Raw genomic sequence first — 13,913 nt, forward strand, 5'->3', positions numbered from 1 at the left:
GTCACCTCTCCTTCTGCAATACGGACAGCGCTGCGATGAGTTCGGCCTGCGGTTCGGGATGGACCTCCATCCCGTCAAGCGGTGCCAGTCGGCGCTCGCGCTCGACGTGCAGGACCCGGTCCACCTGTTCGTCGAGCAGCCGCCCGCCCCGGTCGCGCAGCCGCAGCGCACCGTGGGCGCCGATCCGCTCGGCGAGCCGCTCCCCGGCGCTGCGCGCGCGCCGCCCGCCCAGCAGCACGGTGGCGACCAGCGCGGCGACCACCCCCGGGTCCGGTGCCATGCTCCGGTCGAGTTCGCGCACCTCCTCCTCGGCGTACTCCTCCAGCTCCCGCCGCCAGCGCCGTACGGCCATCCCGATGCGGTGCTCGGCGCTCTCCGTCGCCGGGGCGCGGTCCGCGAGTTCCGGTGCGGCGGCCGCCGGTTCGCGCCGCCACGCGTCGTCGACGCGTTCGTCGGCGGCGGTGACGGCGCACAGCAGCAGCGCGCTCAGGCTCTCGACCAGCGAGTCGAGGAGTTCCTCGGGGGAGCAGTCGAGGGGGAAGGCCCGCCACCGCTTCAGCGCGTCCCCGGCGAGCACGGCCCCCGCCTGCAGCCTCCCCCGCACGCGCGCGTGCTCTCCGTCGTACGCGCCGTCGACGGCCGCGGTGAGCCGCAGCGCGGCGGCGTACTGCGCGGCGGTGGCGCCGGCCAGTTCGGGCATCCGGGATGTGAGGGAGTCCAGGATGCCGTGCGCCGTACGGGCCATGGTGTGGTGCCGGGTGTCGAGGTCCTGTGCCCGGTGGACGAGCCAGGACCGCAGCGGCGCCACGGCGGTGGCCGGCAGCAGCCCGCCGCCCCACGCCGATTCGGGCAGTTCGGGCACGGTGAAGCGGGGGACCTCGCCGAGCCCTGCCTTGGTGAGCAGCGCCCCGTACTGCCGCGACACCTCGGCCACCACCTGGTGGGGCACCCGGTCGAGCACGGTGACCAGGGTGGCGTCGTACTCCTTGGCGGTGCGCAGCAGCTGCCAGGGCACGGCGTCGGCGTACCGGGCGGCCGTGGTGACCATCACCCAGATGTCGGCGGCGCAGATCAGTTCGGCCGCGAGGACGCGGTTGTCGGCGACGAGGGAGTCGATGTCGGGTGCGTCGAGGAGGGCGATGCCGGGCGGCAGGGTGTCGGCGGTCTCGATGCGCAGCACGCGCGCGGGCTTCTCGCCCGGCAGGAGCAGGTCGTCGTCCGGGTCCCGGTGGGGCACCCACACGCGCGTGAGGTCGGGCAGCACCCGCATGCCGCTGAACCAGTGGTGGTCCTCCGGATGACACACGAGCACCGGCGTCCGGGTGGTGGGCCGCAGCACCCCGGCCTCACTGACCCGCCGCCCCACGAGGGAGTTCACCAGCGTGGACTTCCCGGCGCCGGTGGATCCGCCCACGACGGCCAGCAAGGGCGCTTCGGGTTCCTTCAGCCGGGGCACCAAGTAGTCGTCGAGCTGTGCGAGCAGTTCGTCGCGGTTGGCACGCGCGCGTGGGGCCCCGGGCAGGGGCAGCGGGAAGCGTGCGGCCGCGACACGGTCGCGCAGGGCGGAGAGTGCGTCGAGCAGCTGAGGCCGTACGTCCAAGGTCACCACATGTGAAGAATGCCCAATTTCAGGGGAATTCTGAAGCATATGAGCATGCCTGCGCGCCGACCGGACACTTCGGACGGAAGGGACTACTGGGACGTGAGGCGACTCCAGGCATAACGAGTGCACAACACCCGATGCGCGAGACGCCAAAAGCGATGCAGGATTCGTACCTGCCTGCGATTATCAGGACCGCTTCACTGAACCTCCACATCGAGCCACGGAGGTGAAGCAGCAGGGACATGGAGCCGGGAGCCCTATCCTTGTCCCCGGCAACCGTCACGGATCAGCCCACACCCGGGCACCACGACCGAGGCCACCACACCAGGCCCCCGTAGCTCAGTGGATAGAGCAGGCGCCTTCTAAGCGCTTGGCCGCAGGTTCGAGTCCTGCCGGGGGCGCCACTGCCCGTTCCGTCGGGAGGGACCGGACGACGTGCGACTGCGCTGCGCGGTGCTCGACGACTTCCAGCAGGTGGCGACCGGGATCGCCGACTGGTCCCCGGTCGCGGACGACGTGGACGTCGTGTCCTTCGCCACCCATTTCGGCAGCGAGGACGCCCTCGCCGCCGCGCTCGCCGACGCGGACATCGTGGTCACGCTGCGCGAACGCGTGCCGTTCCCCGGGTCACTGATCGCCCGGCTGCCCCGGCTGAAACTGATCGTCGCCTCCGGCATGCGCAACAGCGTCATCGACTACGCCGCCGCCGACGCGCACGGCGTCACCGTGTGCGGTACGGCCTCCTCCTCGACCCCGCCCGTGGAACTCACGTGGGCCCTGCTGCTGGGTCTGGCCCGCGGTGTCGTCCGGGAGAGCAACGCGCTGCGCGAGGGCGGGCCCTGGCAGCAGACCGTGGGCGCCGACCTGCACGGTCAACGGCTCGGGCTGCTGGGCCTGGGCAGGATCGGCAGCCGGGTGGCGCAGGTCGGTCTCGCCTTCGGCATGCGGGTGAGCGCGTGGAGCCAGAACCTCACCCGGGAACGCGCCGAGGAGGTCGGCGTCGAACTCGCCCCCTCCAAGGAGGAGCTGCTGCGGGCCTCCGACTTCGTCTCCGTCCACCTGGCGCTCGGCGACCGCACCCGCGGCCTGCTCGGCCCCGCCGAACTGGCGCTGCTCAAGCCGACCGCCTACCTGGTCAACACCTCGCGCGCGGCGATCGTCGACCAGGACGCCCTGCTCGCCGCGTTGCACGGGGGCCGCATCGCCGGCGCGGGCGTGGACGTCTTCGACACCGAGCCGCTGCCCGCCGGGCACCCGATGCGCACCGCCCCGCGCCTGCTCGCCACCCCGCACCTCGGCTACGTCTCGCGCGCCAACTACGCCACGTACTACGGCCAGGCGGTCGAGGCGATCCGGGCCTACCTCGCGGGCTCCCCCGTACGCCGCCTGCCCTGAGGCCGCCCGTACGCCGCCTGCGAGGCCGCCCGTACGCCACCAGCCCCGAGGACTGCACGCCACTCGAAGAGTGCCCCCGGCCTTCCCAGCCGGGGCTCTTCCCGTCCGCGCCGTCCGCGCCGTCCGCGCCGTCCGCTCAGGCGTACCTGTAGATCCGGCTGTGGTCCTCCAAGTCGTCCGGCGTCACGTCCCACGGTGGCAGCCTCTCGTGCCGCGCGACGACCCGGCCGTGCTGCGCGCCGCCCCGGCCGGGCGGCTCGGCGGGCAGGTAGCGGGTGTCGCCGTGCCGGGCCTGCCAGCGGGACCACTGGAGGTCGACGAAGGCGTGGTGCAGCCAGAACACCGGGTCGTTGACCGAGGCAGCACCGACCATGGCCCCGCCGACCCAGCGGTGCACCCGGTTGTGGTTGCGCCAGGAGACGCTGCCGCGGCCGGTCCCCCACCCCTCCAGCTTGTTCCGGAACCCCTCGCGCACCGTGGAGTCCCAGGGCACGGTGTCGTACACCGGGTCGTCGAGCGCCCACTTCAGGTCGCTCTTCGTGGGCAGCTCGATGGGAGCGTCGGCGCGTCCGAGGTCCCGGGTGAGGTACTCGGTGTCGGTGACGTTCTCCTTGATGGTCCAGTTGCCCTCGGCGTGGGCGAACGGCCCGGTGGTGACCCGGCGGTCGGAACGCCGCCCGTTGCCGCCGAGGAGGTCGGCGGTCCAGGGCGAGGACGAGGTGGTGCGGTCCTTGGTCCAGTCCCAGTACGGCACCGTCACGGACGAGTCGACCCGGCGCAGCGCCTCCTCCAGGTCCAGCAGGAACCTGCGGTGCCAGGGCAGGAAGGACGGGGCCATGTGGGCGCTGCGCAGCCCGTTCTCGCCGTCGGAGACGTAGTAGACGATGTGGGTGCGCACGAACTCGTCGTACTCACCGCGCCGTTTGAGCTCCAGCAGCGCGTTGACGAACCGCCGCTTCTCGGAGCCGGTCAGTGTGCTGACGTCCTTACGCGTGTACGCCATGGCGCCCCCCGGAATGGTGCCGGCCGCCCTCGGCCGGCGTGTCGCGCAGCTGCTCGCCGGGGCCGAGTTCGTCGACGGCACCGCGGGCCGCGGCAAGGGGGGTGGGATACGACCGGTAGTGGTCGATCATGCTCAGCCAGCCGCCGTCGGCCCGGCGCATCAGGTGCAGCGGCCGGCCGTCCACGGTCACGTGCCAGGTGCCGACGCCGGTGGCCTGCCGTGCGGTGGGCCTGAAGCCCCGGATGTGGCGGCCCCGGTAGATCTCGTCGAACGCGGCGCCCGCGGCCGGCTCGGGGGCGTGCGGCGCTGGCCGCGCACCGGCCGCGGTGGGGGCGGTCCCGGTGTTCTCCGCGCTCTCGGCGGCGTCCGACGGCGGGGAGGGCCGGGAGGCCGCGATCAGGGGCGTCAGCGTCACGGCGAGGGCCGGGGCGAGCAGTCCCCGCAGCATCCGGCGCCGCGTTCCGTGACCGGGCCCGCCTCTCGCGGGGCCCCGCGTCTCCCCTTCCGCGCCGCTCACTGCTCTGCCCACGTTGGCGATCATGGCTCGCTCCTCGTCCGCTCGGTGGATCCGCACCGTTAACCGGGCGGCGGGCCCCGTGGTCACCGCTCGCTGGGCCACCCGGAGCACCGGCCGCCGACTCCGGCACAGAGGCGACGGGAAGTCGCCGCGGAGTACCCGCGAAGTACCCGTGGAGTACGGGGCAGGTGCTGGGAGCCGCTGGGGGACGCGCTTTCGTCCCGGTGTGCACGCTGGGGGTGGCCTCACACGGGATCACCCGTGCGCCGGGGCGCGGGTCAGCGGCCCAGCGAGAGGCCGCCGAGCAGCCCGTCCTTGGAGTTCAGCCTGTTGGTCGTGTCCTTCACGGTGTGCAGCACGGATCCCTTGTTCTCGCTGTCGGGCGCCTTCGGCCGGTGCTTCGGCGGCACCACGTTGGTGCGTTCCTCGGTGAGCGCGCTCACGACGCTGTTGAGGGCGCCGGACGTGCGGTCGGCGGTGACGTGGGCGGACGCGGGCGCGGCGGAACCGGCGACGGCCAGGGCCCCGGCAACGACAGCGACGGCCTTGAGGGACTTCATCATGTTCCTTTCTTCGGCGACTCACGTCGCCCGAGGACATACCGAGGACATACCGACGCCCTGCCCAACGACCTCCGCGGAGCGCGGAAACCCCGCGCTCGGAAGACATATGAGATATCCGGCAGGCGTCATCGCCCGACGGGACATCCCTGCGCGGGGAACCACGGGGAGAGGCACGGGAACCGGAACGGAGAAGGCCGTCGCGCCGCCCCGGAAGGGCGACGCGACGGCCTGGTTCGCCGTGCGGGCGTCAGGAGGGGTTGGCCGGCTGCGGGTTCGCCGGCACCGGCGCTTGCGGCGTGGCGGCTTCCGGCGCGCTCGGCAGGGCGGGCAGCCCGGCCAGGTCGGCGGCGGGCAGCCCGCTGCCGACCAGCGTGGCGGCGACGACGTTGACGACGCCGGTCACCACTTCCTCCACGGCCGGACTCACCTGCGCGGCCGTACCGGAGGTGGTGGCCTTGAGCAGGGCGTCGATCTGCGCCATCAGGTCGGCGTGTGCGGCGGCGGCCAGGCCGGCCACCGCCGTGGTGCCGTCACTGCTCTGCGCCACGACGGGCGCCGGCAGGGTCACCGGCGTCTCGGCGGCCGGCGGCTGGGCCGGGGTGGTGGTGCCGGGGGTGGTGGTGCCCGGCGTGGACGCCACGTCGTCGGCGTCCGCGTCCGCCGCTTCGGCCTTGGCGAGGGCGTCCTTGACGGCGGCGGCCAGCTTGTCCGCCTCCTCGGTGGACAGGCGGCCGTCGTCGGCCTTGAGTACGGCGCCGAGCAGATCGGTGACCGGCGTGAGCACTGCGCCCAGACCGGCCAGACTGCCGACCTGGCTCTGCAGTTCCGCAGCGTCGGGGAGGGGGGCTCGGGACGCCGCTTGGGTGCGTTCCCGGACCGATTCACCGTCGGCCGCCATCACCGCCGGACCGGAGAGGCCGATCAGCAGGCCGGCGCAGAGAGCGGAGGTGGCGATTCGCCGTGCGGGCAGACGCATGGGGGTTCCTTTCGGTGGTGCGTCGGATCTTGTGCCCACCGTGAAAGCGCCCATGGCGCTCTGCAACCGAGCGGTGACCCCGTGCGCCGGACCGCTTTCCCTCGCATCGGCGTCCTACCTGGTGAGAGGCCCTGTCAAGGTCCGCGTGCCGTGTCGGCGCCCACACCCCCCATTCGGGGCACACGCCGCCGTCCGCGCGGCAGCCGTCCGCACGGCGACGTGAACCGGCCGCCCGCTCGCGGAAGAGCCGCGGTACGGACGGCCGGTGCGGGTCCCCCGAGGCGCCGTCGGCCGTTCTCGCGCGCGTTGCCGAACGCCGGGTTCAACGGGCCCAGGGCCCGCCATGCCGGCGGTGCTGCCGCAGACGCCGGCCGGAGCCCGGACCAGACCTGCGCCACCACGCCGGACGGAGCACCCGGGACACGGGCGGCGCTCCGCCGCCGGCAGCGGCGGCAGCGGCGACACCGGCGGCACCGGCGGCTCCCGGCGCAGCGTCGGCGCGTGCCGACGCGTGCCGACGCGTGCCGACGGCGTGCAGGCGGCGTGAGCGTGCCGCCGATCGAGTGATCTCACAGGAGAACAACATTCACCAATCCAACACACTCGCCCGGCTTCGCCGGATTGGCATGGATCACCGCTAAAGTCCCACATCATCCGACGCATCCCCGTGCACCACTGCGGGACATCGGCCGAGGGGACCCTCCGGGAGCTCCGAACGCGGCGGACGCCCACCGGTCTTCCGGCTCGTTCCCCGGCGGGACGCCGCGTGCGCCCGCGTCCACCGTGTCGCGACGGTGCCCTGCGGTGAGACGCGTTCCCGCCCGTCCCGAGCATGTTCCTTGAGCGAGGAAACGCGTATGCACCTGCCACCGACCGACTCCCCGCCCCGGGTTCTCCACGTCACCCAGCCGGTGGACGGCGGGGTCGCCCGTGTCGTCGGGGACCTGACGCGGGTTCAGCTCTCCGCCGGACTGCGCGTCACGGTCGCCTGTCCCGACGGGCCCCTCGCGGGCGAACTCCGGTCGCTGGGCGCCGACGTCCGGCACTGGGCGGCGACGCGGTCACCGGGTCCCGCGCTGGTACCGGAGGTGCGACGGCTCGCGCGCGTGATCGCGGACGTACGGCCCGACCTGGTGCACGCGCACAGCGCGAAGGCAGGTCTCGCCGGGCGGCTCGCCGTACGGGGACGTATTCCGACGGTGTTCCAGCCGCACGCCTGGTCGTTCGAGGCCGTCGGGGAGCCCGCCGCGGCGCTCGCGCTCGGCTGGGAGCGGTGGGGGTCGCGGTGGGCGGCGCGGACGGTGTGCGTGAGCGAGGCGGAGCGGCTGCGGGGGGCTCGGGCCGGGGTCCGCGGGCGGTGGGCGGTGATCCCGAACGGCATCGACCTCGACCGCTTCCGCGACGACACGGTCTTCCACGACGGCACGGTTTTCCACGACGGCACGGTCTTCCGCGACGGTGCGGTCTTCCGCGACGGTGCGGTCGGAGGCCGGAACGGCGTGGCGGACCCGGAGCCGGCACGGCTGCGGGCCGGTGTCGGCCCGGACGCCCCGCTGGTGGTCTGCGTGGGACGGCTGTGCCGGCAGAAGGGGCAGGACATCCTGCTGGCGGCGTGGGGGTCGGTCCTCACGCGCGTGCCGGGGGCCCGGCTGGTACTGGTCGGCGACGGGCCGGAGCGCGCCCGGCTCGCGGCGCGTGCCTCGGCGTACGGATTCCTCGGCGACGGACCGCACCGGACCGGACCTGCACCCGGAACCCACGGCTGCGGACCGCACCCCACCCGCCCGCGACACCCCGACCCGGCGTCCGTGCTGTTCGCGGGTGCCGTCGCCGATGCCACCCCCTGGTACCGGGCCGCCGACCTGGTCGTCCTGCCCTCCCGCTGGGAAGGCATGGCGCTGGCCCCGCTGGAGGCGATGGCCTGCGGGCGGCCCGTGGTTGTGACCGACGTGGACGGCGCCCGCGAAGGACTGCCGCCCGCTCTCGCGCCGCACTGCCTGGTACCGCCGGAGGACCCGACGGCGCTGGCGGGCGCCGTCAGCGGCCTGCTGCTCGACGCTCCCCTGCGTGCGTCGCTCGGCCGCCGGGGGCGTGCGCACGTCCTGTCCACGCACGACGTACGGCTCACGGCCGCGGCCGTCGCGGCGGTGTACCGCGCCCTCCTCCACGACGGGCACGACGGGCACGACTGCCACGACGGGTACGGCGGGCACGACGGGCGGACGGCCGAACCGCGCCCCCTCCCCGGCCACCGGCCCGCCTCCACGGCGTCCCACCCCTCCGGCGACCGGTCGACGACCGTGGGGCGGTCGCCGGTCGTGCCCATCGAGTACAGGGAGTCCACGCACCCATGACCGCGGAAAGCACCGTCCCCGCCCCCGCCGGCCAGCCGCGCGCCCCGGGCTCCTCATCCCCCGTCTCGGTGCTGCCGCCGAGGGCCGGCACCGGGGGCCTCCGGTTCCCCACCGGGCGCCCCGCGCCACGGCCGGACTCCCCGCTGCCGCTGCTCGTCGCGGACGGCACGGCGGCCGCGGTCCCGGGCTCGCTGACCCTGACCGGCGTCCCGCACCAACCACTGCTGACGGCCCTGCTGGTCGCCGCCGCGCTGCTGCTGTGTCCGCGCCCGCGCCGACGGCTGCCGGGTGTGCTGGACGACCTGCCCGCCCTGTGCGGCCGGATCGCGGTGGTCTGGCTGTCGCTGGCGGCGCTCGTCGCGGCGTACGCCCCACCGCACGCGCTGTCCGCCCGCACGCTGCTCCTCGGCTTCCTGCTGCACGCGGCGACGGGCTGCGCCGGCCGGGGCGTCGTGCACGGGCGGCGCCGTGCCGCGCTGCTGAACCACCCGCGCGCGGCCCTCGTCGCCGGCCCCGCCGCGACCGCGCAGCGCGTGGCGTCGGCGGTGCTGCGCCACCCGCGCTGCGGGGTGCGCCCCGTGGGAATCGTCACCGACGACCCGGGCGGCACCACCGGCCTGCCCGTGCTGACCACGGGAGAGGAGGTGCGGCGGGCGGTCGTGCAGAACGGCGTACGGGACGTACTGGCCGTGCACCCTTGCGAACCGGCCCGGCAGGGGCCGCTGCTGCGGACGCTGGCCGAGTCGGGCTGCGTGGTGTGGGAGGTCGACGCGGACGCCTCCGCGTACCCGGGCCGGGACCGGATCGCCGGGTTCTCCTACCGGCGTCCGGAGCCGGCCGCGCGACGGGCGGGCGGTGCCGGCAAGCGGGTGCTGGACGTGACGGTGTCCGGGGCGCTGCTGCTGCTGCTGAGCCCGTTGCTGCTGACCTGTGCGACGGCGTTGAGGATCATCGGGGGGCCCGGCGTACTGTTCCGGCAGGAGCGCATCGGCAAGGACGGCAGGCCGTTCACGCTGCTGAAGTTCCGCACCTACCGCCCGGCCGACGAGCACGAGTCGGCGACCCGGTGGAGCGTGGCCGACGAGCGTCGGATGCCGTGGTTCTGCCGCTTCCTGCGCCGTACCTCGCTCGACGAGCTGCTCCAGCTGTGGAACGTCTTCCGGGGCGACATGAGCCTGGTCGGGCCACGCCCCGAACGGCCGTACTTCGTGGCGCAGTTCAGCCGGACCTACCCCGGTTACGCCGCCCGCCACCGGGTGCCGGCCGGCATCACGGGCCTGGCCCAGATCAACGGACTGCGCGGCGACACCTCCATCGAGGACCGGGCCCGCTTCGACAACGCCTACATCGACGACTGGTCCCTGTGGCAGGACGTCTGCATCCTGCTGCGCACGGCCGTCACGCTCGTGCGCCCCACCGGGAGCTGAGCGAGTGTCCCAGGCCCTGCCCCTGTGGTCCGCCGTGCGCGTACGGCGGCTGCCGCCCGTACTGGCCGTGGTCGCGGTCGTCGCGCTGCTCGCCCTGCCGGTCGCACCGGACGGCGGGGGCGGCGCGCACCCGGCCGACGCGGTCTCCGCGCTGGTGGTGCTGTACTGCGCCCTGCGCCTGGTACGGGACCGGCGGCGCCCCCTGTCCCGTACGGCGGCCGTGGTGCTGGGACTGCCCGTGTCCGGACTGGCCGTCGCCGCCATGGGGGCGGTGTCGCCGGGGGCCGGGCTCACCGGGCTCGGCCGCTACCTCCAGGTCTTCGTCCTCGTCCCCGCCGCCGTCCTGCTGCTGATCCGCGGCCGGGACGACGCACGGCTGCTCGCCTGGTCGATGGTGGGGCTGGCGGCGTGGCAGGGGGCGGTCGGCGTGCACCAGTACGTCACCGGGACCGGCGCCTCGTACCAGGGCGAGCAGATCCGGGCCGTGGGCACCTTCGGGCCGCAGGACGTGATGGGGATGGCCACCGTGGTCTCCCTGGGACTGGTCTGCGCGGTCGGGCTGGCGCTGGGCCGGCCCCCGGGGAGATCCACGCCATACACGCCATCCTCCGCGCCATCCATGCCATCCGCGCCATCCGCGCCATCCGCGCCATCCGCGCCATCCACGCCAACGACTCCATCGACGTCCTCCACACCGTGCACGCCGTCGACACCGTGCACGCCGTCCGTACGTCAGCGCGCACTCGCCGCCGGGTGCGCGCTCGCGCTGCTGCTGCCGCTCGCCCTGTCGTTCAGCCGCGGGGCGTGGATCGCCACGGCGGTGACGTGCGCGGCACAGCTGCTGCTCGCCGGGGTGCGCCGGGCGCTCACGGTGGGGGCGGCCGCGGTCGCGGCGGGGGTGGTGCTGGTGGGCGGGTTCGGTGTCGGTACGGCGATGCTCCAGGAGCGGGTGGGGAGCATCGCGCGGGTCACCGCATCGCCCGACCAGTCGGTGACCGACCGTTACGCGATGTGGGCGGCGGCGGGCGGCATGTGGCGCGAGCGGCCCCTGACCGGCGTGGGCCTGAAGGGGTTTCCCGAACACCGGGACGCACACGCGTCGCTGGCGCTGTCCTCGGGCAGTGAGACCGAGGGCGCCGGTGCCGGATACCGCAGACAGCCGCTGCTGTCCCCGCACAACATGTACCTGCTGGTCCTGGCCGAACAGGGCCTGATCGGGCTGGTGGCGCTCGCGGGGAGCTGGCTGGCGCTGCTCGTCCTGGGGCTGCGCGGGCTCCGTGCGGTACGGCGTTCCGGGAGGCCCGCACCGGACTGCGCGCTGATCGCCTGCGGGCTGCTGGTGTGGCAGCTGACCGACTTCGCGTACGCCGACATCGGCGGGCCCTCGACCGTGCTGACGGCGGTGTGCTTCGGGCTGGCGGCGTGGTGGGCGCTCGGGTCCGAGTCCGGGACCGGGTCCGGTCACGGCGCTGACTCCGGCTCCGGTCACGGCACTGACTCCGGTCCCGGTCACGGCACTGACTCCGGTCCCGGTCACGGCACTGCCTCCGGTCCCGGTCACGGCCCCGGTACGGAGGAGGTGCCGGCGCGGTGAAGGTGAAGGCGACCTCGGTTCCTGCGGCGGGCGGGACGTCCGTCCCCCCGGCCCGGACCGTCGCGCCCCGGGCGGACACCGCGACGGCCGCCGAGGGCCGGTCCTCGGGGGGCTTCCTCGCCCGGGCCGCGCTGCTCACGGCCGTGCTGTCGGTGGCCGGGTCGGTGCTCGGGCTGGCCCGGGACCAGGCGCTGGCCCGGCTGTTCGGGGCCGGCCGCGAGACGGACGCCTTCCTCGTGGCGTGGACGGTGCCGGAGTTCGCGGCGACGCTGCTGATCGAGGACGGGCTGGCCTTCGCTCTGGTCCCGATGTTCAGTCTGGCCCTGGCCCGCCGCGCGCAGGGCGCCCCCGGCGACCCGGTCCGCGCGCTGGTCGCGTCGACCCTGCCCCGGCTGGCGCCGGCCTTCGTCGCGGTCGGCGCACTGGTCGTCGTCTGCGCGCCCCAGTTGGTCGCGGCCCTGGCGCCGGGGCTGCCCGACCACGCCCTCGCCGTGGACTGCACCCGGCTCACCGCCACCTGCGTCGTCAGCTTCGGGCTGGCCGGGTACTGCAGCGCCGCCCTGCGGGCGCACGGCCGGTTCCTGGCGCCGGCGGCGATCTACGTCGCCTACAACACCGGCATCATCACCGCGATGTTCGTGTTCGGCGGGCGCTGGGGGGTGCGTTCGGCGGCGGTCGGGGTCGCGGCGGGCGGCGTCCTGATGGTGGCGGCGCAGTTGCCGTCGCTGCTGCGGCAGCTGCGCCGCCGGAGCGACGGGGCGCCGCCGTCGGCCGTCGCGGACCAGGCCCGTCCGCTGGCCCTCGCCCTGTTCGGCACCGTCCTGCTCTTCGCCCTGTGCCGCCAGTCCCAAATCCTCATCGAACGCTTCCTCGCCTCCGGGCTCCCCTCCGGGGCCATCTCGCACCTGAACTACGCGCAGAAGGTGGCCCAGATCCCGATGACACTGTCACTGATGCTGTGCACGGTGACCTTCCCGGTGGTGGCCCGTGCGATGGCCGACGGCGACACCGAACGGGCCCGCGACCGCGTCGAGCGGGACGTGGCGCTGGCGGCCGCCCTGGTGCTGCTGGGTGCGGCCGCGGTCGTCGCCTGCGCACCCCAGATGGTCGGGCTCCTCTTCCAGCGGGGCGCCTTCACGGCGGCGGACACGGCGGCGACCGCGACCGTCATGCGCGTGTACGCGCTCGGGCTGCTCGGCCAGACCGTGGTGGGCGCGCTGGCCCGCTCCTACTTCTCGGCGGGCCGCGCCAGCTGGTACCCGCTCGGCGCGATGGCCGTCGGCATCGCCGCCACCGCCGGCGTCGGCGCGTGCGCGGTCGGCCCGTGGGGCGTGACCGGGATCGCCGCCGCCAACGCCGCCGGCATCACCGTCACCGCCGCCCTGCTGCTCGCCGGGATGGGCCCGCGCAGTGTCCCGGTCCGCGTCCGGCGCGTCCTGGGCGACCTGGGCAGGCCGGTGGTGGCGGCGGCCGCGGCGACCGTCGCGGCCGTGCTGGTCACGGACCGGCTCACCGCCCCGGCCGGTTCCCCCGGTGTCTCCCTCGCCGTCGGCGTGGCGACCGTCGTCGGCGTCTTCGTCCTGCTCGGCCGGGTTCTGCGCGTCCAAGGCGTCGCGCAGGCCCTCGATCTCGTCCGCTCCGTCACACGAAGGCTCCCCCATGGCCGTTTCTGCTTCCGCTTCCGCTTCCGCCGCTCCCGCTCCCGCCCCCTCCCCCGCTTCCGCAGATTCCGTTGAAGGCCTCACCCGCCCCGGCGCCCGCACGCGCGCCGACGTCGTCCCCTGGATCGCGATGTACCACTCCGTCGGCGACCGCACGGACGACCCGTACCGCATCACGGTCACGCCCGACCGGCTGGACGCGCAGCTGGGCTGGCTGCGGCGGCGCGGGCTGCGCGGGGTGTCGGTCGCCGAGCTGCTGGCCGCCCGGGCCCGCGGCGACGGCCACGGCCTGGTGGGGCTGACCTTCGACGACGGGTACGCCGACTTCACCGGGCACGCGCTGCCCCGCCTGCGCCACTGGGGCTGCGGGGCGACCCTCTTCGTACTGCCGGGCCGGCTCGGCGGCGACAACGCCTGGGACCCGCTGGGCCCGCGCAAGCCGCTGCTGACCGCCGACGGCATCCGGCACGCCGCCGCCGAGGGCGTCGAGATCGGCTCGCACGGGCTCACCCACGTCGACCTGACGCAGGCGGACGATGCCGCGCTGAAGGCCGAGACCGCCGAGAGCAGGGCACTGCTCTCGGAGTTGACCGGCGCTCCGGTCACCGGCTTCTGCTATCCGTACGGCACGGTCGACGCCCGCGCCGCCGAGGCCGTGCGGGCCGCCGGTTACGCCTACGCCTGCGCGATCGACCCCGGCCCGCTGACCGGCCCGCACGCCCTGCCCCGCGTACACGTCGGCCAGCGGGACACCGCCGTACGCCTGCTGCTGAAGACCCGGCTGCACCGCCTGCGCCGCCGCCGTGCGACGGGGGTGTGA

Annotated in this window: 11 protein-coding genes and 1 tRNA gene; 7 read left to right on the plus strand and 5 right to left on the minus strand. The window is 74.8% G+C overall.

Annotated features, from left to right (window positions below; genetic code table 11):
- Window position 1 precedes the first annotated feature (1 nt).
- Entirely contained in the window at window positions 2-1,609 is a 1,608-nt protein-coding gene (locus ACZ7G3_RS06290; RefSeq protein ID WP_470923561.1) for a dynamin family protein, read from the minus strand.
- Window positions 1,610-1,931: 322 nt separating this feature from the next.
- Here ACZ7G3_RS06290 and ACZ7G3_RS06295 point away from each other — a divergent pair.
- A tRNA-Arg gene (locus ACZ7G3_RS06295) sits at window positions 1,932-2,007 on the plus strand.
- A 31-nt stretch (window positions 2,008-2,038) separates the two neighbouring features.
- Window positions 2,039-2,998 carry a D-2-hydroxyacid dehydrogenase family protein gene (locus ACZ7G3_RS06300; protein ID WP_470923563.1) on the plus strand — a complete coding sequence of 320 codons (960 nt, stop codon included), beginning with the start codon at window positions 2,039-2,041 and terminating at the stop codon, window positions 2,996-2,998.
- Between the two features lie 136 nt (window positions 2,999-3,134).
- Here the strand turns inward: ACZ7G3_RS06300 and ACZ7G3_RS06305 are convergent, their stop codons facing one another.
- From ACZ7G3_RS06305 to ACZ7G3_RS06320, 4 genes are all read right to left on the minus strand, one after another.
- On the minus strand, window positions 3,135-4,001 hold the full coding sequence (locus ACZ7G3_RS06305) for a tyrosinase family protein (protein WP_470923565.1): 867 nt from the start codon (window positions 3,999-4,001) through the stop codon (window positions 3,135-3,137).
- The gene (locus tag ACZ7G3_RS06310) at window positions 3,985-4,542 is read right to left on the minus strand and encodes a tyrosinase family oxidase copper chaperone (protein WP_470923566.1); all 558 of its coding nucleotides are present in this window, start codon (window positions 4,540-4,542) and stop codon (window positions 3,985-3,987) included. Before ACZ7G3_RS06310 ends, ACZ7G3_RS06305 begins: the two co-directional genes overlap by 17 nt.
- Window positions 4,543-4,796: 254 nt before the next feature.
- Entirely contained in the window at window positions 4,797-5,078 is a 282-nt protein-coding gene (locus ACZ7G3_RS06315; protein ID WP_426600561.1) for a hypothetical protein, read from the minus strand.
- Window positions 5,079-5,328: 250 nt separating this feature from the next.
- Window positions 5,329-6,057: a hypothetical protein gene (locus tag ACZ7G3_RS06320; protein WP_470923568.1), complete on the minus strand. Its 729-nt coding sequence runs from the start codon at window positions 6,055-6,057 to the stop codon at window positions 5,329-5,331.
- Window positions 6,058-6,914: 857 nt separating this feature from the next.
- Here ACZ7G3_RS06320 and ACZ7G3_RS06325 point away from each other — a divergent pair.
- The 5 genes from ACZ7G3_RS06325 to ACZ7G3_RS06345 are packed head-to-tail and all read left to right on the plus strand — an operon-like array spanning window position 6,915 to window position 13,913.
- Window positions 6,915-8,411 (plus strand): glycosyltransferase, encoded by a 1,497-nt coding sequence (locus ACZ7G3_RS06325; protein WP_470923569.1) that lies wholly within the window; start codon window positions 6,915-6,917, stop codon window positions 8,409-8,411.
- Window positions 8,408-9,838 (plus strand): sugar transferase, encoded by a 1,431-nt coding sequence (locus tag ACZ7G3_RS06330; protein ID WP_470923571.1) that lies wholly within the window; start codon window positions 8,408-8,410, stop codon window positions 9,836-9,838. The genes ACZ7G3_RS06325 and ACZ7G3_RS06330 overlap by 4 nt, the downstream gene beginning before the upstream one ends.
- Before the next feature lie 4 nt (window positions 9,839-9,842).
- Window positions 9,843-11,432 carry an O-antigen ligase family protein gene (locus ACZ7G3_RS06335; protein WP_470923573.1) on the plus strand — a complete coding sequence of 530 codons (1,590 nt, stop codon included), beginning with the start codon at window positions 9,843-9,845 and terminating at the stop codon, window positions 11,430-11,432.
- Window positions 11,429-13,168, plus strand: a complete 1,740-nt coding sequence (murJ, locus tag ACZ7G3_RS06340; protein ID WP_470923575.1) for a murein biosynthesis integral membrane protein MurJ — start codon at window positions 11,429-11,431, stop codon at window positions 13,166-13,168. The genes ACZ7G3_RS06335 and murJ overlap by 4 nt, the downstream gene beginning before the upstream one ends.
- Window positions 13,169-13,223: 55 nt before the next feature.
- Window positions 13,224-13,913 carry a polysaccharide deacetylase family protein gene (locus ACZ7G3_RS06345; RefSeq protein WP_470923577.1) on the plus strand — a complete coding sequence of 230 codons (690 nt, stop codon included), beginning with the start codon at window positions 13,224-13,226 and terminating at the stop codon, window positions 13,911-13,913.

The sequence above is a fragment of the Streptomyces sp. NPDC037271 genome, from assembly GCF_055603605.1.